This is a genomic window from Cellulosimicrobium cellulans, assembly GCF_016907755.1.
Classification (GTDB): Bacteria; Actinomycetota; Actinomycetes; order Actinomycetales; family Cellulomonadaceae; genus Cellulosimicrobium; species Cellulosimicrobium cellulans_D.
The window spans coordinates 3,929,740-3,955,635 of record NZ_JAFBCN010000001.1; the positions used below are offsets into that span (position 1 = coordinate 3,929,740).

Annotated in this window: 17 protein-coding genes; 13 read left to right on the forward strand and 4 right to left on the reverse strand. The window is 75.5% G+C overall.

Features of this window, described 5'->3' with window-relative positions; translation table 11 throughout:
• The first annotated feature begins 20 nt into the window (after positions 1-20).
• Both JOE63_RS17035 and JOE63_RS17040 read left to right on the forward strand, forming a co-directional pair.
• Positions 21-2,555, forward strand: a complete 2,535-nt coding sequence (locus JOE63_RS17035; protein ID WP_239576740.1) for an ABC transporter permease — start codon at positions 21-23, stop codon at positions 2,553-2,555.
• A gap of 113 nt (positions 2,556-2,668) precedes the next feature.
• Positions 2,669-7,015: an FtsK/SpoIIIE domain-containing protein gene (locus tag JOE63_RS17040; RefSeq protein ID WP_204542730.1), complete on the forward strand. Its 4,347-nt coding sequence runs from the start codon at positions 2,669-2,671 to the stop codon at positions 7,013-7,015.
• Between the two features lie 19 nt (positions 7,016-7,034).
• Here JOE63_RS17040 and JOE63_RS17045 read toward each other — a convergent pair whose 3' ends face one another.
• Positions 7,035-7,496 (reverse strand): hypothetical protein, encoded by a 462-nt coding sequence (locus tag JOE63_RS17045; RefSeq protein WP_157759451.1) that lies wholly within the window; start codon positions 7,494-7,496, stop codon positions 7,035-7,037.
• 236 nt (positions 7,497-7,732) lie between these two features.
• Here JOE63_RS17045 and JOE63_RS17050 point away from each other — a divergent pair, with 236 nt between their 5' ends.
• A complete protein-coding gene (locus tag JOE63_RS17050) occupies positions 7,733-7,981 on the forward strand; it encodes a WhiB family transcriptional regulator (protein WP_021481972.1) in 249 nt (82 codons plus the stop codon).
• 120 nt (positions 7,982-8,101) lie between these two features.
• Here JOE63_RS17050 and JOE63_RS17055 read toward each other — a convergent pair whose 3' ends face one another.
• Entirely contained in the window at positions 8,102-9,583 is a 1,482-nt protein-coding gene (locus JOE63_RS17055; RefSeq protein WP_087472486.1) for a sensor histidine kinase, read from the reverse strand.
• 145 nt (positions 9,584-9,728) lie between these two features.
• On the opposite strand from JOE63_RS17055, the gene JOE63_RS17060 reads away from it, so the two are divergent.
• The 7 genes from JOE63_RS17060 (at position 9,729) to JOE63_RS17090 (ending at position 18,024) form a co-directional block, all read left to right on the forward strand.
• Positions 9,729-10,229 carry a DUF2505 domain-containing protein gene (locus JOE63_RS17060; protein WP_204542731.1) on the forward strand — a complete coding sequence of 167 codons (501 nt, stop codon included), beginning with the start codon at positions 9,729-9,731 and terminating at the stop codon, positions 10,227-10,229.
• Positions 10,230-10,492: 263 nt separating this feature from the next.
• A complete protein-coding gene (locus tag JOE63_RS17065; protein ID WP_087469619.1) occupies positions 10,493-11,827 on the forward strand; it encodes an ABC transporter substrate-binding protein in 1,335 nt (444 codons plus the stop codon).
• 123 nt (positions 11,828-11,950) lie between these two features.
• Positions 11,951-13,075: a carbohydrate ABC transporter permease gene (locus tag JOE63_RS17070; protein WP_204542732.1), complete on the forward strand. Its 1,125-nt coding sequence runs from the start codon at positions 11,951-11,953 to the stop codon at positions 13,073-13,075.
• Positions 13,072-13,992 (forward strand): carbohydrate ABC transporter permease, encoded by a 921-nt coding sequence (locus JOE63_RS17075; protein ID WP_154798131.1) that lies wholly within the window; start codon positions 13,072-13,074, stop codon positions 13,990-13,992. Before JOE63_RS17070 ends, JOE63_RS17075 begins: the two co-directional genes overlap by 4 nt.
• 139 nt (positions 13,993-14,131) lie before the next feature.
• Positions 14,132-15,667 (forward strand): glycoside hydrolase family 1 protein, encoded by a 1,536-nt coding sequence (locus JOE63_RS17080; RefSeq protein WP_204542733.1) that lies wholly within the window; start codon positions 14,132-14,134, stop codon positions 15,665-15,667.
• A gap of 55 nt (positions 15,668-15,722) precedes the next feature.
• Positions 15,723-16,739, forward strand: coding sequence for a LacI family DNA-binding transcriptional regulator (locus tag JOE63_RS17085; protein ID WP_087469623.1), 1,017 nt, complete (start codon positions 15,723-15,725; stop codon positions 16,737-16,739).
• Positions 16,740-16,818: 79 nt separating this feature from the next.
• Positions 16,819-18,024 carry a DNA glycosylase AlkZ-like family protein gene (locus tag JOE63_RS17090; protein ID WP_204542734.1) on the forward strand — a complete coding sequence of 402 codons (1,206 nt, stop codon included), beginning with the start codon at positions 16,819-16,821 and terminating at the stop codon, positions 18,022-18,024.
• A gap of 112 nt (positions 18,025-18,136) precedes the next feature.
• Here JOE63_RS17090 and JOE63_RS17095 read toward each other — a convergent pair whose 3' ends face one another.
• Positions 18,137-21,772 carry a proline dehydrogenase family protein gene (locus tag JOE63_RS17095; protein ID WP_204542735.1) on the reverse strand — a complete coding sequence of 1,212 codons (3,636 nt, stop codon included), beginning with the start codon at positions 21,770-21,772 and terminating at the stop codon, positions 18,137-18,139.
• A 53-nt stretch (positions 21,773-21,825) separates the two neighbouring features.
• Here JOE63_RS17095 and JOE63_RS17100 point away from each other — a divergent pair, with 53 nt between their 5' ends.
• From JOE63_RS17100 to JOE63_RS17110, 3 genes are all read left to right on the forward strand, one after another.
• On the forward strand, positions 21,826-22,575 hold the full coding sequence (locus JOE63_RS17100) for a helix-turn-helix transcriptional regulator (protein WP_087469626.1): 750 nt from the start codon (positions 21,826-21,828) through the stop codon (positions 22,573-22,575).
• A gap of 153 nt (positions 22,576-22,728) precedes the next feature.
• Entirely contained in the window at positions 22,729-23,532 is an 804-nt protein-coding gene (locus JOE63_RS17105) for an aldo/keto reductase (RefSeq protein ID WP_204542736.1), read from the forward strand.
• Between the two features lie 86 nt (positions 23,533-23,618).
• On the forward strand, positions 23,619-24,944 hold the full coding sequence (locus tag JOE63_RS17110; protein ID WP_307840186.1) for a Glu/Leu/Phe/Val family dehydrogenase: 1,326 nt from the start codon (positions 23,619-23,621) through the stop codon (positions 24,942-24,944).
• Between the two features lie 83 nt (positions 24,945-25,027).
• On the opposite strand, the gene JOE63_RS17115 is transcribed toward JOE63_RS17110, so the two are convergent.
• Positions 25,028-25,858 carry a tryptophan-rich sensory protein gene (locus tag JOE63_RS17115; protein ID WP_204542737.1) on the reverse strand — a complete coding sequence of 277 codons (831 nt, stop codon included), beginning with the start codon at positions 25,856-25,858 and terminating at the stop codon, positions 25,028-25,030.
• Positions 25,859-25,896: the final 38 nt, after the last annotated feature.

Sequence of the window (25,896 nt, forward strand, 5' to 3'; positions counted from 1 at the left end):
TCCGCCTCACCCTGGCGCAGATGCGCCGCAGCATCGGCCGCCTCGTCGCGGCCGGCGTCGCGATCGTCATCGGGACGGCGTTCGTCACGGCGACCCTGATCGCGGGCAACGTCATCACCCAGACCACGAACGACTCGATCGCCGCGCAGTTCGCGGACGCGGACCTCGTCGTCTCCGCGCCGAGCGACCTCACGGCGTCCGACGTCGACGCCCTGCGCTCCGTCGCCGGCGTCGACGCGGTGGACGCGGTCCAGTTCACCTACCTCGACCTGTCGCACGGCGCGAAGCGCGTGTTCCAGCTCGGCGTCCCCGCACCCTCCGACCCGCGCTTCGAGGCGCTCGAGGTCGTGGAGGGGTCGATGCCGACGGCGTCCGGACAGGTCTCGCTGCCGACCGCCGTGGCCGAGCGCCTGGGCGTCGGCATCGGCGACACCGTCGCGAGCTCGCGCAACGTGTGGGACGCGTCCGCGCCCGACGGCGGCGCGTACGAGGAGGTCCGCGACGAGCTGACCGTCGTCGGGACGACCGACGACCCCTACGGCGCGTACGCCCAGATGGGCGGGGCCGTCGTCGTGACGGCGGAGGACGTGGCCGCGTGGGAGGCCGCGCAGGCGAGCCCCGACGACGCGGAGCGCCTGTACTCCGCGGCGATGGTCGGCCTCGCGCCGGGCACCGACCTCGAGACGGCGCGCGCCGACCTCGTCGCCGCGTCGCCGGACGAGGCCGAGGCCGTCACCCCCGCCGAGCACGCCCAGGCGCAGGCCCAGAAGATGACCGGCGGCCAGGACGTCTTCACGTACGTGATCCTCGGCTTCGCGGCCGTGGCCCTGCTCGTCGCGGCGCTCGTCATCGCGAACACGTTCCAGGTGCTCGTCGCGCAGCGCACGCGCACCCTGGCCCTCCTGCGCGCCGTCGGCGCGAACCGGTCGCAGCTCGCCCGGTCGGTCCTGTCCGAGGCGACGATCCTCGGCGTCCTGTCCTCCGTGGGCGGCATCCTGCTCGGCTGCCTGCTCACGCAGGTCGCGCTCCTCGTGGCCCGCGGGGCGGACCTGGGCGTGCCGATCCCGGCGACCATCACCGTGACGCCCGCGGTCGTGCTCGTCCCGCTGCTCGTCGGCACGCTCGTCACGGTCGTCGCGTCGTTCGCCCCCGCGCGCGCCGCCACGCGCGTCGCGCCGCTCGAGGCGCTGCGCCCTGCCGACGCGCCGAGCCTCACGCGCGGCGGGGGCCGCGTGCGCCTCGTGATCGCGACCCTGCTCACCCTCGGAGGGCTCGCCGTCCTCGGCGGCGGCATCTGGCTCGGCAGCTCCGGCAGCCCCGAGATCGGTCTCCTCGCGGGGGTCGCGGGCGGCGCCCTGTCGTTCGTCGGCGTCCTCGTCGGCGCCGTGTACTGGCTGCCGGGCGTCGTGTCGTTCGTCGGTCGGCTGCTCGCCGGCACCGGGTCGACGGCGCGGCTCGCCACCGCGAACACCCTGCGCAACCCGCGCCGCACCACGGCGACCAGCACCGCGCTGCTCATCGGCGTCACGCTCGTCGCGATGATGTCGACCGGCGCCGCGAGCGCCCGCACGTCGCTCGACGCGGCGCTCGACGACCAGTACCCGGTCGACGTCCTCGTCGCGACCGACGCCTACGGGTCGACCGAGGACGCGGTGCCGAGCGACGTGGTGCGCGCCGTCTCGGGGACCGAGGGCGTCTCGCGCGTCGTCGAGCTCTCCGCGGCGACGGTCACGCTGCTCGACGGCGCCGAGATCACGATGCACGGGGTGGACCCGGACCAGGCGCGCGCCGTCGTGCGCTCGCCCGACGTGCTCGCGGCGTTCGCCCCGGGCACGGTCATGGTCCCCGAGGGCGACGCGAAGGCCTGGGACGTCACCGAGGGTGACACGCTGGAGCTCACCGGGCCGGACGGGGCGACCCTCGACGTGACGGCCCACGTCGGGGCCATCGGGGACGGCTGGCTCCTCGACGCGGACGACGCGAGGACCCTGGCCCCGGACGCCCTCGTGTCCCGGCTGTGGGTCGGGCTCGACGACGCCGGCGACGCGACGCAGGTCGTGCCGGCGATCCAGGACGCGATCGTCGAGTCGGACACGCCCGTCGAGGTGGCCGGCATCGCCGTCGAGCGTGCGGCCATGCAGAGCGTCATCGACACGATCCTCGGGGTCATCGTGGGCCTGCTCGCCGTCGCCGTCGTCATCGCGCTCATCGGCGTGGCGAACACGCTGTCGCTCTCGGTCATCGAGCGGCGACGCGAGTCGGCGACGCTCCGCGCGATCGGCCTCAGCCGCGCCCAGCTGCGGTGGATGCTCGCGCTCGAGGGCATGCTCATCGCGGGCGTGGGCGCGGTCCTCGGCATCGTGCTGGGCGTCCTGTACGGCTGGGCGGGTGCGGCGACGGCGCTGAGCGTCATGGGCGACGTGTCGCTCGCGGTGCCGTGGCGGGACGTCGCGCTCGTGCTCGTCGTCGCGCTCGTGGCGGGGCTCGTGGCGTCCGTCGTGCCCGGCCGGACGGCCGCCCGCACGTCGCCCGTCGCGGCGCTCGCCGTGGACTGAGCCGCGGCTCGCCGGGCCAGACGGTCGACGCGCGCCCCTGTGGACGGACCTCCGTCCACAGGGGCGCGCTCGTTCCCCGGCGGGGAGGCCGCGCCGTCGGGCACCATCGGCGCGTGCCAGCCGCCCCCGCCCCGCCGTCCCCCGTCACCGGCCCCGCCCCAGCCGCGCCGGCAGACGAGTCGTGGCTGCGGGTCACGGTGCACCCGGGCACGGACGTCCTGCTCCCTCCCGGGGCGCGCCTCGGCGACGTGCGCGCCGGCCTCGCCGACCTCGTGTGCCGCCCGGAGCTGCGCACCGCCGCCCTGCTCGTGGACGGCGTCCCGGTCGACGACGACCAGCGCTGCGGGACCCGCCCCCTGCTCCCCGGAGCGACGGTCGCAGTCGTGTCCCGCGGTCGGAGGGCCGTCGCCGGGGCGGCGGCCCGAACGGACGACGTGCTCGCCGCGCCGCTCCACGTCGCGGTCCTCGCCGGCGGGGACGCGGGCCGGCTCGTCGCCGTCCCGGACGGCGCGGGCCGCACCCGGGTCGACGGGCTCGACCTCCGCCGGCGCGTCTCCCGCCGTGGCGTGCGGGTCCGGGTCCGCGCACCGCGTGGCTCCCGGCGCGTGCCCGACGACGCGGCGGTCCTCGTCGCGCGGCCCGCCCGAGCAGGTCGCCGGGTCGCGTCGTGGCGCGCGGTCCGCTGGCGCGCGGGCGACGCCCTCGTCACCCCGCAGGGCGTCTACGCCCTGCGACCTCGCCCCGTCCTGGTGCACGGGCCTCGCACCGGCCCCGCCGACCCCTCGTCCGTCGACGCGGCACCGGGCCGGCCGAGCACCGGCCTCCTCGCGACCGCGGCCGCCCCCGCGGTCGCCTCGCTCGCCCTCGCCGTGACCTTCCGCCAGCCGCTCTACGCGCTGCTCGCGCTCGCCGGGCCGCTGGCGCTCCTCGTCCCCGCGCTCGTCGAGGCCCGGCGACGCCGCGCCGCGCGCCGGACCGGGCGGCGCGACGTGCCCGACCGGGACGGTGCGTCGCCTCCCGGCACCGACGGCTCCCCCGCGACGACGCCCGTCGACCCGCTACGGCCGCGGCCCGCCGACGCGCTCACCTGGGCGGCTGTCGCCCGGCTCGCACCGGCCACGGCGCTCCCCGGCACGGCTCCGCCCGGTCTCGGCGTCGGACCCGGCACCGCCGCGGCCACCCCGGTCCCGCGGGTGCGGCTCCCTGACGGGTGCGTCGCCGTCGTCGGTCCGCGCGCCGCTGCGCTCGCCGCCGCACGCGCCGTCCTCGGGGAGCTCCTGTCGACGGGCTCCGTGCCGGTCGTCCGGCACCCGCCGCACGCCGCGTCCGACTGGGCCTGGTGCGGCTGGCTCTCGCGCGCGAGCACCGTCGACTCGTTGGAGACCGTGCGACCCCCGACCGGCGCGGCGACCGTCCTGGTCGTCGACGGCGCCCTGCCCGCGGGCGAGCCGGCGCGGGCCTGGGAGCGGCTCGGGCCCGCGGGGACCGACCTGCTGCTCGTGCTCGACGACGCGGCCCGCGTCCCGGCGTGGTGCAGGACGGTCGTGGACGTGACCGGGCCGACCGCCGTGGTCACCGGCCCGGACGGAGCGCGCGCCGTGCGCGAGCACGTCGGAGCGGGCCAGGACTGGGCCGTCGCGCTCGCGCGTCGGATCGCCGCGGCGGAGCACCTCGGCCGGATCGACGGTACCGACCCGGCCGGGCGCGACCCCGGCGACCCGACCTCCCCCGGGCTGCCGGCGGACGTCGCGCTCGGCCAGCTCCTCGGCCTGCCGACGGTCCCGCGCGACCTCACCGCGTGGGTCGACGCCCGCTGGCAGGACGCGGCGCGCCGCGACGGGTCCGGCCTGCGGGCCGTGCTCGGCGTCGGCTCCGGAGGCGCGACGGTGGCCGTGGACCTCGTCCGCGACGGCCCGCACGTGCTCGTCGCCGGGACCACGGGCGCGGGCAAGTCGGAGCTCCTGCAGACCCTCGTCGCGGGGCTCGCGCTCGGGCGCTCGCCGGAGGAGCTGTCGTTCGCGCTCGTCGACTTCAAGGGCGGCGCGAGCTTCGGGGCCTGCGGGCGCCTGCCGCACGTCGTGGGCACGGTGACCGACCTCGACCCGGGACTCGCCGGCCGCGCGCTCGCCGGGCTGCGGTCCGAGCTGCGCCGGCGCGAGCACGTGCTCGCCGCGGCGGGGGCGACGAGCATCGACGAGCTGCCTCGCGGGCGCCTGCCACGGCTCGTCGTCGTGGTGGACGAGTTCCGGGCGCTCGCCGACGACCTGCCCGACCTGCTGCCCGGGCTGCTGCGCGTCGCCGCCCAGGGCCGCTCGCTCGGCGTGCACCTCGTCCTGGCGACGCAGCGGCCCGCCGGGGCGGTGAGCACCGACGTGCGGGCCAACATCACCCTGCGTCTCGCCCTGCGGGTGGTCGACGTCGCCGACTCGCGCGACGTCGTCGAGTCACCGCTCGCGGCGCTCGTCCCGGCCTCGGCGCCGGGCCGGCTCGTCCTGCGCCGGGGTGCCGAACCTCCGCTCGCGGTGCAGTGCGCCCGTGCCGGGGCGCCGACGCCCGTCCCGGCGTCGGGTGCGCGCGCCGCTCCCCCGTGGGGCGTCGCACGCGGGCGCGCCCGCGACGCCCTTCCTGCGCACGACGACGGCGACGCAGCCGGCGCGGGAGCACCCCGGCCCGCGGACGACGAGCTTCCCCGGATCGTGGCCGCGCTCCGCGAGGTCGCCGAGCGCGCCGGTCTGCGCCCGCCGCCGCCGCCGTGGCTGCCCGCCCTGCCCGACCATGTCGGTCCGGACGACCTCGCCGACGTCGCGCACGACGGCGAGGTCCGGACCGGCGACCTCCCGGAGGAGCCGTCGGACGACCCGGTGCGGTCCGGCGACGGCCGGTTCGGCCTCGCGGAGGGCGCGGCACGCAGCGCGGTCGCGACGCTGCCCGTCGCGCTCGGCGACCTCCCCGACCTCCAGCGCCGGACGGTCGTCCGCTGGGACCCGCGCGACGGGCACCTCGCGGTGCTGGGACGCGCACGCTCAGGCCGCACGACGGCCCTGCGTGCTCTGGGGTGGGCGGCCGTCGACCGCGGGTGGACGGTCCACGCCGTCGGGTCGGGGCTCGCCGACCTCGCGGCCCACCCCGGGACGGGGACCGTCGTCGACCGCGACGACCCGCGCCGCCTCGTCCGCCTCCTCCGGCTGCTGGCCGGTCACGACGACGGGCAGGAGCGGCCCCCGGGGACCGACGCCGTCGACGGGGCGCTCCTGCTCGTGGACGACGTCGACGCCGTCCGGTCGGTGCTCGCGGGACTGGCGGGCGGGGCCGGTGCAGACGCGCTCACGGACGTGCTCGCCGGCCCCGTCGCCGTCGCCGTGGGGTGCGGCGGTCCGACGGTCGCGGGGCTGTCGTCGCTGGTCGGGGTGCGTGCGGTCTTGGTGTCGCGCGACCGTCACGACGACGTGTCGCTGGGCGTGCCGGCGGCGCTCGCCGGGCGAGGAGGCCCGCCGGGGCGCGCCGTGTGGCTCGGACCCGGTGAGCCGGTCCTGTGCCAGGTCGCCCTCCCGGCGGCGCCGCCACCGGGGCCCGGTCCCGGGAGGACGACGCACCCGGCCGCCCGCACCGGGTCGGGCGCTCCCGACCGAGGCGCCCGGCCCGGCGCGTTCCGGCTCCTGCCGTTGCCCGAGCGGGTCGTGCCCGCCGAGCTCGCCTCCCTCGTCCCACGCCCCGCAGCGTCCGGACCGCGCGCGGCGGGGGCCGGCAGGCTCCAGATCCCGGTGGGCCGGGGCGGAGACGTCGCCGGCACCGTCACGCTGGACGTGTCGCGGGGAGCGCTCGTCGTCGGACCGCCCGGCTCGGGACGCACGAGCGCGCTCGTCCTCCTCGCTCGGCACCTGGCGCGCGAGGGCGTCCTCGCCGCGGTCGTCGCCCGCGACGAGACCCTCGCCGCCGCGGCAGGTCCTCCGACGATCGTCGTGCGGCGCCACGCGCCGGCGGACGTCGGCGCGCTCCTCGACGCCGTCGCCGCCGGCACGCGCACGACCGCCCGCGAGAGCCCGCAGGAGAAGGTGCCGGAGGACGGGCCGCCAGCACCGCCCGGGGTCGTGGTGGTCGACGACCTGGACGTCCTCGTCCAGCTCTGCGTGGTCGAGGGAGAGCGGCTCGCGGCGGCGTGCCGGGACGGTCTCGTGCTCCTCGCCTCCGCGACGACCGGCGGGGCCGCGTCGGCGCTGCGCGGCCCGCTCGCGGACCTGCGCGGGGTGCGCACCGGCGTGGTCCTCGCGCCGGGAGAGCGTGGCAGCACCGAGGTGTTCGGCGGCGGCCTCGAGTGGCTCGCCGAGCCGGGGCGGCCGCGGCCGGGCCGCGGGGTGCTCGTCCAGGGCGCCCGGCTCGCCCCGGTGCAGCTCGCGCTGCCCTCGGCGGACGCTCGACCGTCCAGGACGTCCCGGGACGAGCCGTCGGGGCATCAGCCCTGACGGACCGGGCGTCGAGGCGTCAGGCGGTGGTTCGGGAGTCGCGGGTCGTCGCCTCGACGACCGGGCGCAGCATGAGCAGGACCAGGACCACGACCGCGAGCACGAGCGCCGCGACGACCCACGGCGTCACGCCGACCTGGAGCGAGCTGATCGCGACGACGCCCTGCAGGATCTGCCACGTCGCGACGGGCGACCGCGCCCAGCGCTGCCCGCGCAGCAGGCCGCGCAGGCTCGCGGCGAGCACCGCCGCGACGCCCAGCGCGAAGACGACGAGGAACGCGCTCACCCCGAACGACTGCGACCCGCCGCGCACGAGCTCGACGAGGAGCAGGACCGCGCCGACGGCGAGGACCGCGACCTCGAGCCCGATCCCGACGAGGAGCGCGGTCAGCGCCGGGGGTCGCGACGCGCCGTCGGGGGCCGGGTCAGGCGTCGGCGAGGGCTGCTCGGGCGGGTGTCCGGAGGGCTTGCGGGGAGGCACGATCACCCAGCGTACGCGCCGACCTGCGGCTTCACACCCGTGTGACGAAGGCCTCACGATTCATGCGACGGAAACTTTCTCGTAACCCCTTGTGCTGCGCTTCACGAGGTGTGAACCTGGTTCAAGCATCAATCACCCCCGCCTCGAGCCCTGGTCCAGGCAGCCCCCTGCCGGGCATCACCGCGACGAGTCATCACCTCGCGACCAGGCTCCCCTCTGCCAAGGAGACGACGACCATGGACTGGCGCCACCGCGCAGCCTGCCTCGACGAAGACCCCGAGCTCTTCTTCCCGATCGGCAACACGGGCCCCGCGCTCCTGCAGATCGAGGAGGCGAAGGCCGTGTGCCGTCGCTGCGACGTCGTCGACACGTGCCTCAAGTGGGCCATCGAGTCCGGGCAGGACGCGGGCGTCTGGGGCGGCCTCTCCGAGGACGAGCGCCGCGCCCTCAAGCGCCGCACCGCGCGCGCGCGCCGCGCCGGCTGATACGCTCCGCCCGCCACGGGCGTCGAGCAGCACGTCGACGACGGGCCGTCACCCTCCGGGGTGGCGGCCCGTCGTCGTACCGGGCGGTCGCGCCAGGCGGTCGCGCCGGTACCCGCGGGCTCAGGCCTGCCGGTTGCCGTCGCGCAGGACGAGCGCGAGCACGACCTGCGTCCCCCCGCCGGGGCGCGGCGACCACTCGATGGAGCCGCCGAGCTCGTTCGTCACGAGCGTGCGCACGATCTGCGTCCCCAGGCCGCTCTTCGCGGCCTTGCCCGCCCGGGCGACGTCGCCGTCGGGCATGCCGATGCCGTCGTCCGCGACCACGATGCGCAGGGCGGAGCCCTCGCGCTCGACCGCGACCTCGACGGTCCCGGTGTCCTGCTTGGAGAGGCCGTGCTCGACGGCGTTGGTGACGAGCTCGGTGAGGATGAGCGCGAGCGGGGTCGCGTCCTCGGCGGGCACGAGGCCGAAGCTGCCGGTCCGGACGGTGCGGACGCTCGTGTCCGCCGACGCGACGTCGGCGGCGAGGCGCAGGGCCCGGCCCACCATGTCGTCGAACTCGACCTCCTCGTCGAGGGTCTGCGACAGGCTCTCGTGCACCAGGGCGATCGTCGCCACGCGGCGCATGGCCTCCTCGAGCGCGGCGCGCGCCTCGGGCACGTCCATGCGCCGGGCCTGCAGGCGCAGGAGCGCAGCGACCGTCTGGAGGTTGTTCTTCACGCGGTGGTGGATCTCGCGGATCGTCGCGTCCTTGGTGATGAGCTCGCGCTCGCGCCGCCGCAGCTCGGACACGTCGCGGCACAGCAGGACGGCGCCGATGCGCTGGCCGGACTCGGTGAGCGGCAGCGCACGCAGCGAGAGCGCGACGCGCTGCGCCTCGATCTCCGTGCGCCACGGCGCCCGGCCCATGACCACGAGCGGGAGCGACTCGTCGACGGGCGTCTGGTGCTCGATGAGGTCGGCCGTCACCTCGGCGAGCGACCGCCCGACGAGCGGGCCGATGACGCCGAGGCGGTGGAAGCAGCTCAGCGCGTTGGGGCTCGCGTAGAGGACCTCGCCCTCGGAGTTCAGCCGGATGAGGCCGTCGCCGACGCGCGGGGCACCCCGCCGCGGACCGGTCGCGGCGTTGGGAAAGGGGAACTCGCCGCGCGAGATCATCGCGATCAGGTCGTCCGCGGCCTCGACGTAGTTGAGCTCGAGACGGCTGGGCGTGCGCCCGCTGCCGAGGTTCGTCTGCCGCGCCACGACGGCGATCGCGCGCCCGGAGTGCAGGACCGGGATGGCCTCCTCGCGGACCGCGTACGCGCCGAACCAGCGCGGCTCGCGCGAGCGCTGCGAGCGGACCTCGGTGAGGGCGCGCTCGAGTTGGGGGCGCTGCCCCTCGGGCGCGAACGAGCCGACGATGTCGTCGTAGTGGACGGTCGCGCCGGTCGACGGGCGGCACTGCGACACCGCGACGAAGTTGCCGTCGGTCGTGGGGAGCCACAGCACGAGGTCGGCGAACGCGAGGTCGGAGATCACCTGCCAGTCGCCCACGAGCAGGTGCAACCACTCGTTGTCCGCCGGGCTGAGGTCGGCGTGGCGGGAGATGAGGTCACTCATGGCAGACACGGACCCCAGCGTAAGGGGGCCGGACCGGTAGAGTCCCCTCAGCGCCCGCGCGCGCGGGCGCCCGAACCCGTCGACCGACCCGGCGGCCGACCCCACCGGGCCGGTGGCAGGTCGGCCCAGGGCCCGAGGAGGTCCCGTGCACCTGAGCGTCGAGCTCCGCTACCCCGCCGCCGTCCCCGTGGTCGGCACGATGCTCGCCGACGAGGAGTTCGTCCGCTGGCGCGCCGCGCGCTCGGGTGGCGACGGGGCCCACGTCGAGCAGGTCGACGTCACCGGCAGCGCCGGCGAGGGGTTCACGGTGACGGTGCGCCGCACCCTGCCCACCGACCAGATCCCGGCGCACGTCCGGTCCTTCGTCGGCGGCCAGCTCGAGATCCGGCAGGCCGAGGCGTGGGAGCCGGAGCGCGCGGGCGAGCGGTCCGGGACCGTGTCGCTCGAGATCACCGGCGCCCCCGTGCGGCTCACCGGCACGGTCACGCTCTCCCCCGACGGCGACGGCACCGTCGAGCGCTACGCGGGCGAGGTGAAGGCCTCGGTGCCGCTGTTCGGGGGCGCGATCGAGCAGGCCGCCGCCGAGGCCGTCCGCGCCGCGCTGGCGGCGGAGGAGGCCGCGGGCCGGGAGTGGCTCGCCCGCTGAGGTCGCGCGCGGGTGCCCACGAGCCCTGCGGAGCCGGTCTCGAACCGGTAACGATTTCCGTAGAACCCGACCGGCCGGTAGGTCATCAGAACGCTCTGACCTGCGGTGATGCGTGGGTGGGAGCGCGACCACACGTCGCGGAAGGCAACCGGCGCTTGACACGGGTTCGGCAGGGAAAGCACGATCACCCCGTTGTGTGGAAGCGCTACCACTTGGAGGTGGGAGCGCTGCCACGACCCCGCCCCACCGACAAGGGAGTCACCGTGCTGAGCAGCACCCGTACGACCCGCCGGCCCCGCAAGGCGATCGCCGCCGTCGCAGGCCTCGCGGCCATCACCCTCACCCTGACCGCGTGCTCGAGCGGCTCCGGCTCGAACGACGACGAGACGGGCTCCGGCGACGGAGACAAGATCACGCTCACCGTCGCCACGTTCAACGACTTCGGCTACACCGACGAGCTCCTCGCCGCGTACACCGAGGAGCACCCGAACGTCACCGTCAAGCAGACCAAGGCCGCCAAGTCCGAGGACGCGCGGACCAACCTCACCACCAAGCTCGCCGCCGGCGGCGAGGGCCTGGCGGACATCGAGGCCATCGAGGTCGACTGGCTGCCCGAGCTCATGCAGTTCCCCGACCTCTTCACCGACCTCACCGACTCGGCGCTCGACGGCCGCTGGGTCGACTGGAAGGTCCAGCAGGCGACGACGCCGGACGGCAAGCTCATCGGCTACGGCACCGACATCGGCCCGAGCGCGATCTGCTACCGCCAGGACCTCTTCGAGGCCGCCGGCCTGCCGACCGACCCCGCCGAGGTGGCGGAGCTCCTCGGCGGCGAGGACGCGACCTGGGACGACTACTTCGCCGCGGGCGCGACCTTCGTCGGCGCGAGCGACTCGGCCTGGTACGACTCCGCGATGTCCATCTCGCAGGCGATGGTCAACCAGATCGACAACGCGTACGAGGAGTCCGACGGCACGCCCAAGGACCTCGCCACGAACCAGCCGATCATCGACATCTACGACACGGTCCTCGAGCAGTCGACGACGAACGGCCTGTCGGCCGGCCTCGAGCAGTGGTCGGGCGACTGGGACGCCGCGTTCCAGAACGACGGCTTCGCGACGATGATCTGCCCGGCGTGGATGACCGGACCGGTCGAGGAGCGCTCGGGCGGCGTGACCGGCTGGAACGTCGCGGACGTCTTCCCCGGCGGCGGCCTCAACTGGGGCGGCTCGTTCCTCACGGTCCCGGCCTCCGGCCCGAACGCCGAGGCGGCCAAGGAGCTCGCCGCGTGGCTGACCGACCCGGCGCAGCAGACGACGGCGTTCGAGAACGCGGGTACCTTCCCGTCGCAGATCGAGGCGCAGGAGTCCGACGCCGTGCAGTCCTTCACGAACGACTTCTTCAACGGCGCACCGGTCGGCACGATCTTCGTGAACCGTGCGCTCGCGATCGACAGCGCACCGTTCAAGGGCGCCAACTACTTCTCGATCCACACGACCGTCCAGGACGGCATCAAGCGCGTGGACGTCGAGAAGACCGATGACGCCGCGTCCTCGTGGCAGAAGACGCTCCAGTCCTTCCAGGACCTGGGCCTGTGACCTGACGGGGCCGGGGCGGCACCTCGGTGCCGCCCCGGCCCCGCCCGCGTCCACCGCCGGGCGCCGCCGCCCCGGCAGCCGCCCGACCGCCGTCAAGCAGTCACCAGCAGCCCAGGAATCCACATGGCCGTCCTCTCGCCCACCCAGCCCACTCCGGGGCTCAGCGGGCCGACGCCGCGCACGCCGCGACGCGTCGGCTTCTCCCAGCGCCTGAGCCGCTGGGACGTCAAGGTCTCGCCCTACCTCTACATCTCGCCCTTCTTCATCCTGTTCGCGATCACGGGGCTCTTCCCGCTCGTGTACACGGCCGTGGTGTCGGTCTACGACTGGAACCTGCTCGGCGGTCAGGGCGACTTCGTCGGCCTGCAGAACTACACGGACGTCCTCGCGCAGCCGACGTTCTGGAAGTCCCTGCGCAACACCGTCTCGATCTTCGTCTTGTCGTCCGTGCCGCAGGTGATCGCCGCCATCGCGATCGCCGCGCTGCTCGACCAGAACCTCCGCGCCGCGACGTTCTGGCGCATGGGGGTCCTGCTCCCGTACGTCGTCGCCCCCGTCGCGGTCTCGATGATCTTCGGTCGCCTCTTCGCCGACCAGTACGGCCTCATCAACGAGCTGCTGGGCTTCGTCGGCATCGAGCCGATCCGCTGGCACGCGGACGCGCTCGCGAGCCACGTCGCCATCGCGTCGATGGTGAACTTCCGCTGGACCGGCTACAACGCGCTGATCTTCCTCGCCGCGATGCAGGCCGTGCCGCGCGAGCTCTACGAGGCCGCGATCATCGACGGCGCCGGCCGCGTCCGCCAGTTCTTCTCCGTGACCGTCCCCCAGATCCGCGCCACGATCATCTTCGTCGTCATCACGTCGACGATCGGCGGCCTGCAGATCTTCGACGAGCCGCGCATGTTCGACGCGCAGGGCCTCGGCGGCGCCGACCGCCAGTGGATGACCACCGTGCTCTACCTCTACGACGTCGCCTGGGGCAACCAGAAGAACTTCGGCCGCGCGGCCGCCGTCGCCTGGCTGCTGTTCCTCCTCATCATCATCGTCGGGATCGTCAACTTCCTCGTCACCCGACGGATCTCCACGTCCAACGCCCAGCCGCGCCCGCCCCGGTGGGTCCGACGGCGCCGTGAGACCCAGAAGCGCCTGCGCGCCGAGGGTGCCATGTCCGCCCAGCGCTCCGCCCCCGGGGACCAGGCGCCCGCACCGACCGCCGCCAGCACGACCGACCGGAGGAAGCGATGAGCTCCGTCCCCGTCATCGCCCAGACCGCCGGGCCGGGTGCGGCCCGCGCCGCCGCCCGACGCCGCGGCGCCGGGAAGAACGTCGGCGGCACCCAGCGCCGCCCGCGGTGGGTCACGTACACGATCCTCGGGGTCGTCCTGCTGGTCTCGATCTTCCCGCTGTACTTCACGCTGATCCTGGGCTCGTCCACGCCGGAGGAGATCTCGCGCAGCGCGCTGCCGCAGCTCCTGCCGGACGCGAGCCTGTTCGACCGGTTCGCCGAGGTCATGAACTCGGACGCGATCAACTTCTGGAAGGCCGCCTGGAACTCGGTGGTCGTCGCGGTGCTCACGTCGCTGTCCGTCGTGCTCTTCTCGACGCTCGCGGGCTTCTCGTTCGCCAAGCTCCGGTTCCGCGGGCGCGGGCCGCTGCTCGTGTTCGTCATCGCGACGATGGCGGTCCCGACGCAGCTCGGCGTCATCCCGATGTACATCCTCATGTCGGACCTCGGCTGGATCGGCAAGCTCCAGGCCGTGATCGTGCCGGCGCTCGTCACCGCGTTCGGCGTCTTCTGGATGACGCAGTACCTCGGCGAGGCGCTGCCGTACGAGCTCATCGAGGCGGCCCGCGTCGACGGTGCGTCGATGTTCCGCACGTTCTGGTCGATCGCGCTCCCCGCGGCGCGTCCCGCCGCCGCGATGCTCGGTCTGTTCACGTTCGTCCAGCAGTGGACGAACTTCTTCTGGCCGTCGATCGTGCTCAACCAGAACAACCCGACGCTGCCACTCGTGGTGCGGTCCCTCCAGGCGAACTTCTTCGTCGACTACTCGCTCGTGATGGCGGGGATCTTCCTGGTGACCCTGCCGCTGATCGTCATCTTCATCTTCACCGGCCGCCAGCTCGTGGCGGGCATCATGCAGGGCGCCGTCAAGGGCTGACGCCCGGCGCCACCGCGCGGCACCCGGTCGCGCGCCACCTCGACGTGGCGCGCGACCGGCCGTGCGGCCGACCGTCGCGCGGGCGGCCCACCGGCCCGCCCGCGCGCCATTCCTCGACCTCTCGAAGGACAATCGACCCATGACCAGCTTCGTCCCGTCCGTGCCCCTCCTCCCGAACCCGGCGACCGCGACCGGGCGCGTCGAGATGCCCCCGGGCTTCCTCTGGGGCGCCGCGACGGCCGCGTTCCAGATCGAGGGTGCCGGGCACACGGACGGTCGGACGGACTCGGTGTGGGACGCGTTCGCCCGCGTCCCGGGCGCCGTCGTGAACGGTGACGACGGCATGGTCGCGTGCGACCACTACCACCGCTACCGCGAGGACGTCGCGCTCATGCGGAGCCTCAACCTCGGGACCTACCGGTTCTCGACGTCCTGGGCCCGCGTGCGTCCCGACGGCGGCGCCGTGAACCCGGCCGGGCTCGCGTTCTACGACCGTCTCGTCGACGAGCTGCTCGGCGCGGACCTCCTCCCGTGGCTCACGCTCTACCACTGGGACCTGCCGCAGGCGCTCGAGGAGAAGGGCGGCTGGACGTCGCGCGACACGGCGTACCTCTTCGCCGAGTACGCGGTGACGATGCACGAGGCGCTGGGCGACCGCGTCGGCGTGTGGACGACGCTCAACGAGCCGTGGTGCTCCGCCTTCCTCGGGTACACCGCGGGCGTGCACGCCCCCGGGCGCCAGTCGCGCGAGGACGGCCTCGCCGCGGCGCACCACCTCCTGCTCGGCCACGGCCTCGCCGTCCAGGCGCTGCGCGAGCGCGCGCCCGAGGCGAACCTCGGCCTGACCCTGAACTTCACGGTCTCCGACCCGGTCGACCCGCAGGACCCGGCCGACGTCGACGCCGCGCGCCGCATCGACGGGCAGTTCAACCGGATCTTCCTCGACCCCGTCTTCCACGGCGAGTACCCGGCGGACGTCCTGGAGGACGTCGCGCCCTACGGGCTGCTCGACCACGTCAAGGACGGCGACCTCGAGATCATCTCCGCCCCGATCGACACGCTCGGGGTCAACTACTACAACGGCGGCGCCGTCTCGGGTCACCCGCTGCCCCCGGCCGAGTCCGGCGGCGGGACGCGCCCCGAGGGCGTGCGCGACGAGCCCGCGGACGACGCGCCGGTGCGCACGACGTCGTCGCCCTTCCCGGCCGCGGACGACGCGCACGACCGCTCGCGCGGGCTGCCCCGCACGGACATGGGCTGGGAGGTGCAGCCCGAGGGGCTGACGCGCCTGCTCACGCGTCTGCAGCAGGACTTCACCGGCCCGCGCGGCGTGGCGATGTACATCACGGAGAACGGCGCGGCCTACCCCGACGAGGTGGGCGAGGACGGCTCGGTGGACGACCAGGACCGGCTCGAGTTCATCGACGCGCACCTGCGGGCGACGCGCGACGCGATCGACGCCGGCGCGGACGTGCGCGGGTACTTCGCGTGGTCGCTCCTCGACAACTTCGAGTGGGCGCTCGGCTACACCAAGCGGTTCGGCATCGTCCGCGTCGACTACGAGACGCAGGAGCGCACGGTGAAGTCGAGCGGCGCCTGGTACGCCCAGGTCGCGCGCGACAACGCCGTCCCCCCGCGCGCGGCGTCCGCCGCGGACGCCGTCGCCGGGGAGTGACGACACGGTGAGCGGGGCGGTGCGGTCGGCCGGGCGGGCGCGGGATACTGTCCTGATGAACAGCCTGCGCTCCGCGCCGACCCTGGACGAGGTGGCCCAGACGGCGGGTGTCTCGCGCTCGACCGCGTCGCGCGCGATCAACGGCGGCCTGCGCGTGTCGCCCGAGGCCCAGGCGGCGGTCGACGCCGCCGTCGCCCAGCTCGGCTACACGCCCAACCGCGCCGCCCGCTCGCTCGTGACGCGCCGCACCGACTCGATCGCCCTCGTGGTCCCCGAGCCGGACGAGCGCATCCTCACCGACCCGTTCCTCGCGGGCACGATGCGCGGGGTCAGCGCGGCGCTCGGCGGCACGGACCTGCAGCTCGTGCTGCTGTTCGCGCGGCCCGACGAGCAGCCGGGCCGCATCGTGCGGTACCTGAGCAGCGGGCACGTGGACGGGGCGATCGTCGCGTCGCACCACCGCGACGACGAGCTCGAGGAGGCGCTGCTCGCGGCCCGGCTGCCCGCCGTGTTCGTCGGGCGGCCGTTCCGCCCGACGCCCGACCTCCTCTACGTCGACGTCGACAACGTCGAGGGCGGGCGCCTCGCCGCGCGGCGGCTCGTCGAGGCGGGCCGCCGCCGCATCGCGACGATCGCCGGCCCGCAGGACATGACGGCCGGCGTCGACCGGCTCACGGGCTGGCGCGAGGTGCTGCAGGACGCCGGCCTGCCCGACGACGCGGTCGAGATCGGCGACTTCGCCGTCTCGGGCGGTGCGGCGGCGATGGAGCGCATCCTCGCGGCGCACCCGGACGTCGACGGCCTGTTCGTCGCCTCGGACCTCATGGCCGAGGGCGCGCTGCGCGTCCTCGCGGCGCACGGGCGCGACGTGCCGCGCGACGTGTCCGTGGTCGGGTTCGACAACCTCGCGACCGCCGCGTCGACGGTCCCGCCCCTCACCACGGTCCAGAACCCGATGGTCGAGATGGTGCGCGGCGCGACCGACCTCCTGCTCGAGCTCGTCGGCGGACGCGGTGACGAGATCGCGTCGCAGGTCCTCTCCCCGGAGCTCGTCGAGCGCGACTCGGTCTGACCGGCGACGGCCGGGCCCGCCACGGACCCGGTCGCACCGACCCCGTGGCGGCGTGGGTGGGCGACCGTAGCCTGAGGTCGTGAACCCGTCCACGGCTCCTCCTACCACGGTCTCGCGGGCCGACGTCCTCACCGCGCGCTGGCACGCCCAGCAGCTCGACCGGGCGCCGGGCACGGCCGCCTCGCCCGCCGACGTCGCGGTGCTCGACCTGGGCGTGCAGGACACGGGGCCCGACGGCGCCGCCTGGGCCCTCACGGTCCGCGGCGCCCCGGCCGTCGCGCCGGGCACCCTGCCGCCGGACGTCGCCCTCGCGTGGACCCTGCGCGGCGCGCCGCACGTCTACCGTCGCGCTGACCTGGGCGACGTCGCGGTCGCGACCGCCCCGCTCTCCGAGGCCGACGCCGCCAAGCGGGTCTTCGACGCGAGCAAGCCCCTGCGCGCTGCGGGCCTCGCCGTGCTCGAGGCTCTGCGCACGGAAGCGCGGCTCGAGCGCGAGATCGTCGTCGAGCCGACCGTCAAGGGGGACCTCTCGACGCGGCTCACGCAGCGCCTCCCCGAGCCGCACCTGCGCTGGTGCCGGTCGTGCGGCGCGACGCACAGCTACGAGCAGACGTTCCGTCTCGCGGCGCTCCAGGCGGGGCTCGAGCTCGAGCCCGGCACGTCGCCACCGGTGCTGCGGCGGGTACCGGGCCTCGACCCGCCGTTCTACGGTCGGCTCGGGGTCGAGGCCGAGCCCCGGCTCGACGTCGTGCGCGGCTACCTGCGCTTCTTCCCCGCCGCGAGCGTCCAGGACGTCGCGGGGTTCCTCGACGCGCCGGTCAAGGACGTGCGGGACCGCTGGCCCGACGACGCGGTGCGCGTCGACGTCCCGGACGCGGACCCGGGCGCGCGCCCGGTCGACCGCTGGGCGCTGGACGACGACGTCGAGCAGCTCGCGGGCGCTGCGGCGCGGCGCCGGGACGCCCGCGCGGGGGCCGGCACTCCCGTCGTCCGGCTCGTGGGCCCGTACGACCTGTACCTCCAGCTCCGCGACCGCGCCACGCTCGTGCCCGACGCGGCGCGCGCCCAGGACCTGTGGCGCGTGCTCGGACGGCCCGGAGCCGTGCTCGCCGACGGCGAGGTCGTCGGGACCTGGCGGCCCCGCGCGTCGGGGCGGCGGCTCACGGTGCTCACCGATCCGTGGGTGTCGTGGGACGCCGGGCTCGCGGACGCCGTCGGCGAGCAGGCCGAGCGCCTGCGCGCGTTCCGCGACGCGGCCTCGGTCACCGTCGCCCCGCCCGGCTGACCGAGCGCCCTGGTCACGCGAGGGAGGGGCCCGGTCCGCCGAGGTAGAGGGCTGGCCCGTCGCGCGAGAGGCCCGTCGTGACCGGGCCCCCTCGCTCGGCGGCGACACATACTCAGCCCTTGACGTGGCCGTACCGGTGCGTGGTGCGGCTGACGGCCTGCTCGTGCAGGACCGTGAGCAGCTCACGGCGGCCGCTCGCGACGACGGGGTGGTCCAGGACCGTGACCTCGCCGACGTGCTCGGCGGCGGCCTCGTGCAGCCCGGGCGCCGACCCGACCACGCGGACGCGACCCCGGACCGCGCCCGACGCGACGCGGCGCGCGAGCTCGTCGTCGCTCACCGCGGCGTCACCGGACGACGGCACGACCACCGCCGGGACGCCCGCCGTCCGCGCGGCGTGCAGCACGCGCTCGACCTCGACCGGGAGGGCGTCCGCACCGACCCGCACCGTGAGCACGTCGACCGGGCGGTAGCGGAGCACGTTCGACTCGACGTGCAGCCCCGACGGGTCGTGCTCAGCGGCGAACTCCCGCTCCCACCACCGCGCGTCGTCGGCCTTCGCCCACGCGAGCCACGCCTCGGGCGCGGCCTCACGCGCGGGCGGCGTGGCGTCGGCCGGCGCGGCCCGCCCGGGCGCCGTGGTGCCCGACGACGTCCCCGCGCCCTCGTCGGCGCCCGCGCCCGGCGCGTCGCTCCAGCGCCCGAGCTGCGCGACGTAGCTCGGCCCGCCCGCCTTGGCGCCCGGCCCGACGGCCGACTGCTTCCACCCGCCGAAGGACTGGCGCTGCACGATCGCGCCAGTGATGTGCCGGTTGACGTAGGCGTTGCCGACCTGGACGGCGTCGAGCCAGCGCGCGACCTCGGCGTCGTCGAGGCTGTGGATCCCGCCGGTGAGCCCGAACGGGACGGCGTTCTGCAGCGCGATCGCCTCGTCGAGCGTGGGGACGGTCATGATCCCGAGCACGGGACCGAAGTACTCGGTGAGGTGGAACGGCGACCCGGGTGCGACGCCCTCCTTGAGGCCGGGCGTCCAGAGCCGGCCCTCCAGGTCGGGCCCGCCGTCGAGCGGCCGCGGACGCACGAGCCAAAACTCCCCCGGCTCCAGCGTCGTCAGCGCGTGCAAGAGCTTGCCCGAGGCGGGCTCGGTGAGCGGGCCCATGGTCGTCGCGACGTCGGTGGCCGGGCCGACCGCGAGCGAGCGCACCGCGTCCACGAGCTGGCGACGTACGCGGCGCCCCGTCTCGGTCCGCGGGTCGCCCGCCGAGCCGACGAGGATCGCGAGCGACGCGGCCGAGCACTTCTGCCCCGCGTGCCCGAACGCCGACCGCACGAGGTCGGCGACCGCGAGGTCGAGGTCCGCCGACGGCGTGATGACGAGCGCGTTCTTGCCCGACGTCTCGGCGAGCACCGGGCGCGACGGCTTCCACCGCGCGAAGAGCTGCGCGGTCTCGATCGAGCCCGTGAGCACGACGCGCGCGACGTCGTCGTGCGTGACGAGGCGCGTCCCGAGCTCGTCGTCGGGGACGCGGACGTACTGCACGACCTCGGTGACGGACCCGGCGTCCAGGCCCGCGAAGTCCCCCGGCGACGCCGCGACGGCGTCCCGCAGGCCCGCGTGGATCGCCTCGACCGCCACCTCGAGGCAGCGCGGCGTCGGCGGCGCGGGCTTGGCGAGCACGGCGGACCCGGCCGCGAGCGCCGCGAGGACCCCGCCGACGGGGATCGCGACGGGGAAGTTCCACGGCGGCGTGACGAGCGTGACGCCGTCGGGCGTGAACCGGGCGCCGGGCACGTGCTCCAGCTCCTCGGCGGAGCGCGCGTAGTAGCGCGCGAAGTCGACGGCCTCGCTCACCTCGGGGTCGGCCTCGGCGACGGTCTTGCCCGGCTCGTGCACCATCGCGGCGACGAGGTCGGTGCGCGCCTCCTCGAGCCGCCGGGCGACGGCGCGCAGCGCGGCGGCGCGGGCGGTCGGGGCGACCCGCGACCACGCCGCGGTCGCGCGCACGGCGGTCGCGACGGCGTCGTCCACCTGGGCCGTGGAGGTGAGCTGGGGCGTCCGCACGGCCACGAACCCGGACCCGGGCCCGGTCACGTGGCGCGCCCACTCACGCGCGGCGGCGACAGCGGGATCGGTGTCGGCGGCGTTGGCGAACCCGCCCCCGCCGAACCCGGGGTTGCGGGTGGGTTCGGCGCCGTCGCGGCCGACAACCCCGGGTTCGGCGGGCTGGTGCGGACCGGCGGCGGTCGGGGCGTCCGCGCGCGGGCGGCGGCGCGGTGTCACGTCGGCATCCTCGTAGTGCACGCCGTGGCGCACGGACGCGCGGAACGCGGCCTCCTGGCGCTCCATCAGGCTGCCCGCGGGGGCGCCACCGTCCGCGAACATGGCGTGCAGGAAGTTCTGCTCGGCCGCGTTCTCCTCGAGGCGGCGCACGAGGTAGGAGATCGCGACGTCGAAGTCCTCGTCGCGCACGACGGGCGTGTACAGCACGACGCGGCCGCCGCGCCCCGCGTGCGGGCCGGTCACGACGCGGTCGGCCGCGACCTCGTCGCGCACGGCGCGCGCCTCGCCAGGAGCCATGCCCTGGAGCATCTCGACGTCGAGCGCGTGGCTCACGCCGCGGGCGCGGCCGAGGAGCACCGCGAGCGCGACATGGAAGAGGTTGTGGCTCGCGACGCCGATGCGCACGGCGTCCGTCCGGGGCTCGCGCAGCGCGTGGTCGAGCAGGCGGACGTAGTTCGCGTCGACGTCGGGCTTGGTCGGGTACGGCGCCTGCGGCCAGCCGTGCAGCTCGGCCTCGACAGCCTCCATCGCGAGGTTCGCGCCCTTGACGAGGCGGACCTTGATCGGCGCTCCCCCGGCGGCGACGCGCTCGGTCGCGAACCGCGTGAGCCCGTCGAGCGCGCCGAGCGCGTCGGGCAGGTAGGCCTGGAGCACGATCCCGGCCTCGAGGTCGTGCAGGTCGTCGTGCGCGAGGATCTCGCGGAACACCGCGGTCGTCAGCGCGAGGTCCTTGTACTCCTCCATGTCGAGGTTGAGGAAGACGCCGTGGTCGCGCGCCGCGCGGTAGAGCGGCAGGAGCCGCTCGACGACGCGCTCGCACGACCCGTCGAGGTCCCACGTGACGAGCTGCGACGCGACGGACGACACCTTGACCGACACGTAGTCGACGTCCGGGCGCCGCACGAGCGCGAGCGTGCGCTCGAGCCGCGCGTCCGCCTCCGCCTCGCCGAGCACCGCCTCGCCGAGCAGGTTGACGTTGAGCGCGTAGCCCTCCGCCCGCGTCCGGGCGAGGTGCGGGCCGAGGCCGCGCCCGGCGTCGGCCACCAGGTGCCCCACGAGCTGGCGCAGGCGCATCCGCGCGGCCGGCACGACGACGCGCGGCAGCACGGGCGCGACGCCCGCCCCGACGCGCAGGAGCGTCCGGTCGACCGGCCCGAGGAACGAGCCCGCGCTCCCGGCGAGCTCGCCGAGGCGGCCGAGCGCCCGCGCGGCGACGTGCACGTCCTGGGGGCGCGCGACGTCGTCGACGAACCGGACCGCGAGCTCGAGGCCCGCGGGGTCGGAGACGAGCGCGCCGAGCCGCTCGGCGGTCTGCCGGGCGCGGGTGTCACCGGCACCTTCGCTGGCGGCGAGCCAGCGACCGGCCAGGGCGACGGCCTCCTCGACGAGGTCTTCCGGGGAGGTGAGGGTCGTGTCGCCGACGGCTCCGGGGGTGGGGAGCGGCCGGGCGGGCGCGTCGTTGCTCATCCCTCCAGGGTGCCTCGGGTCGCGGTGACTCGTCTTGTACGATCCGGGGCGACATGGCACCCGTCCGCGACAACCTGTGGCCAGAGGGCGCGGCGCTCCTCGCCGCCCTCAGCCCCGCCATGGTCGCGCTCATGGACGAGCTGCCGGACACGATGTTCTGCGCCAAGGACGTCACGGGCCGGTACGTCGCGGTCAACCCCGTGTTCGTCGCGCGGACGAACGAACGCTCGCGCCGCGCCGTGCTGGGCCGACGTGCGCGCGACCTGTTCGTCCCGCAGCTCGCCGAGCGCTACGAGCAGCAGGACGCCGAGGTGCTGCGCGGGCGCGCGCTGCGCGGCGAGCTCGAGCGCATCCGGCGGCTCGGCGGCACGTCGGGCTGGTTCCTCACGTCCAAGCTCCCCGTGCACGACGACGCGGGCCACCTCGTGGGGATCGTGTCCGTCTCGCACGACCTGCGCGCGGGCGCGGCGGACGACGCCACCATGGACTCCCTCGCCGCGCTCGTCGCGGCGGTGGAGGCCGACCTCGGAGCCCGCTGGACGACGGCGCGGCTCGCCGAGGCCGCGGGATCCACGCCCGCGGTGCTCGACCGGCGCGTGCGACGCGTGTACGGCGTGACGCCGCGCCAGCTCGTCCTGCGCACCCGGGTCGACCACGCGACGCGCCTGCTCGCGGGGAGCACCGCCTCGATCGGCGACATCGCGGCGGACAGCGGCTTCTACGACCAGCCGTCGTTCACCCGCACGTTCGCGCGCCTCGCCGGCGAGACCCCGGCCCAGTACCGCCGCCGCACCCGCCGCTGACCCGCGTCCGCCCGGCCCACCTCCTGCCGAGCCCGGGGTTGCGGGTCGCTCCGAGCGTCGGCTGACCGCGAACCCCGGGCTCGGCGTCCGGTGACGCACCGATGGAGGCTGCCGCGGTGGCGAGAGGCGGCGTCGGGCACGGAGACTGACGGCATGACCTCCGCAGACTCCTCGCACACCGTCCCGACCGTCGACCTGCCCGGCGGTGCGATGCCGCTCCTCGGGCTCGGGACCTGGCAGTCCGAGGGCGACGACGCGTACCGCGCCGTGCGCCACGCGCTCGACGTGGGCTACCGGCACGTCGACACCGCGACGGGCTACGGCAACGAGGCGCAGGTCGGGCGCGCGCTCGCCGACTCGTCCGTGGACCGCGCCGACGTGTTCGTCACGACCAAGCTCCCGCCGGACGCCGCGGGCCGCGAGCGCGAGACGCTCGAGGCGTCGCTGCGCGACCTCGGCACCGACCACGTGGACCTGTGGCTCATCCACTGGCCGCCGGCGGGCGAGGCGTCGCCGTGGGTCTGGGAGCGGTTCGTCGAGCTGCGGAACGAGGGCAAGGTGCGGTCGATCGGGGTGAGCAACTACTCGGTCGAGCAGGTGGACGTCATCTCGGAGCAGGTCGGCGAGACGCCCGCCGTCGACCAGATCCCGTGGAGCCCCGCCGACTACGACCACCGTCTCGCGCACGAGCTCGCGCAGCGCGGCGTCGTGCTCGAGGGGTACAGCCCGTTCAAGCGCACCGACCTCGAGGCGCCGGTGCTCGCCGAGGTCGGGGCCGCGCACGGCGTCACGCCGACCCAGGTCGTGCTGCGCTGGCACCTCGACCACGGGTTCGTCGTCATCCCCAAGTCGGTGACGCCGGAGCGCATCGAGGCGAACTTCCAGGTGACCGGGTTCACCCTCTCCGCGGACGAGCTCGCGGCGATCGACGCGCTCGGGCACCGCCGGGGCGCGTGAGCGGCGAGCGCCCGCGCCGGAGGTAGCGTGACCCTCGGTGCCGCACACCCCCGCGGCACCGAGGAGAACCTCGAACCGGAGGAACCGTGACGACGACGTCCGTGCCGCCCACCCTCACGAGCGGCGATACCACCACCCCGCACCACCTCACCCCGACCCCGCAGACGACCCCCGCCTCTGCCCTCGACACCGCGCACGCGCAGCTCGCCGGCGCGGTCGGCTTCCTCGGCTACGACGACGGCCTGCACGAGATGCTCGCGACGCCGCGACGCGAGGTGAACGTCGCCGTCCCGTTGCGGCGCGACGACGGCCGCACCGTCCTCTTCCACGGCTACCGGGTGCAGCACAACGTCTCGCGCGGCCCGGGCAAGGGCGGGCTGCGCTACTCCCCGAGCGTCGACGTCGACGAGGTCCGCGCGCTGGCCATGTGGATGACGTGGAAGTGCGCGATCGTCGACCTGCCCTACGGCGGGGCGAAGGGCGGCGTCGCGATCGACCCGCGCTGCTACTCCGAGGCCGAGCTCGAGCGCGTGACGCGCCGCTACACGTCGGAGATCATGCCGGTCATCGGCCCGGAGCGGGACATCATGGCGCCCGACATGGGCACCAGCGAGCAGACCATGGCCTGGGTCATGGACACCTACTCGGTCAACCAGGGCTACACGATCCCGGCCGTCGTGACCGGCAAGCCGATCACCGTGGGCGGCTCGCTCGGACGCACGACGGCGACCAGCGCCGGGGTCGTGCACGTCACCGCCGCGGCGCTCGACGAGGCGGGCGTGGCGCTGTCCGACGTGACCGTCGCGATCCAGGGCTTCGGCAAGGTCGGGTCGCACGCCGCCGCGATCTTCGCGGCGCGCGGGGCGCGCGTCGTCGCGGTGTCCGACCAGTACGGGGGCGTGCACGACCCGGACGGGCTCGACGTGCGCGCCCTGCTCGAGCACGTCGCGGCGGCGGGCAGCGTGGTCGGCTTCGACCGTGCCGACCCCGTCGACAACGACGCGCTGCTCGCGCTCGACGTCGACGTCCTGGTCCCCGCCGCGGTCGAGGGCGTGCTCGACGGCGACACCGCGCGCACCGTGCGCGCCCGCTGGGTCGTCGAGGGCGCGAACGGCCCGACGACGGCCGAGGGCGACCGCGTGCTCGCGAAGAACGGCGTGACGGTCGTGCCGGACGTCCTCGCGAACGCGGGCGGCGTCGTCGTCTCCTACTTCGAGTGGGTCCAGGCGAACCAGGCGTACTGGTGGACCGCGGAGGAGATCGGCGACAAGCTCGAGCACCGCATGCTGCACGCGTACGAGGAGGTCGCGAGCCTCGCGCGCCGCGAGGAGCTGAGCCTGCGCGACGCCGCGCTCGTCATCGGCGTCCAGCGCGTCGCGGAGGCCCACCAGATCCGCGGCCTCTACCCCTGACCCGCGACGCTCGGCCCGCCGAGCGCGGGCTCCGCGACCGTCCTGGGCTCGATCCGGTCGCGGATCCCGTGCTCGGCGGGTGATCAGGCGCGCGCAGGCCGGGTCGCCGCGACGACCGCGGCGACGAGCGCGACCACGGACGCACCGACGGCCGCCCATGCCACGGTGGTGTCCACGAGCTCGCCCTGGAACCGCCCGACGGCGATCCACGCGAGTCCCCACGCCATCGCGAGGCCGATGCCGAGGGCGAGCGCGCGGCGCCCGGTGGCGAACGCCGCCCACGCGACGGACAGCGCCGCGGCGAGCACGACGAGCACGACCGACCAGCCCGTCGCGCCGAGGCCGAGCCCGCCGACGCGCGCGTCCGCGAGCGCCGCCGCGACGTTCGCGAGCGTCGCGACGCTCACCCAGCCGGTGTAGAGGCCCATGGTCCCGTCGAGCACGACGGCCTGCACGGTCGACTCGGGCCGCCGGCGCACGAGCCGCACCACGACCACGGCGTCGACCGCGAGCAGCGCCGCGATGACGACGACGCTGAGCGGGACCCAACCCGCCTGCACGACGCCGATCCACGCCGCGTTGAGGACCATGGAGACGAGGACCCACCACGCCGTCGCGCGCAGGCGCGGGCTCGCGGCGTGCCGCGGCAGCACCTGGTAGACCGCGAAGACGAAGAGCCCGAGGTAGATCACGGACCAGATGCGGAACGCCGGGTTGTCGGGCGCGACGGGCGTCGCGGTCGAGGAGAGCGCGCCCCCGGCGGTCTGCTCGACGGCGGTCCCGCCGAACGCGCCCGCACCGTAGGCCGCGGCACCGGCGGCGACGAGCGAGCCGACGAGGACGACGACCTGACGGACGCGGTCGGAGGGCGCGGGCGCGGGGACGGCGCCCGCCGGGACGGCTGCGGTGGTCATGCTCCACCGTCGCATCAATCAGCATGCTGAGCATCTTG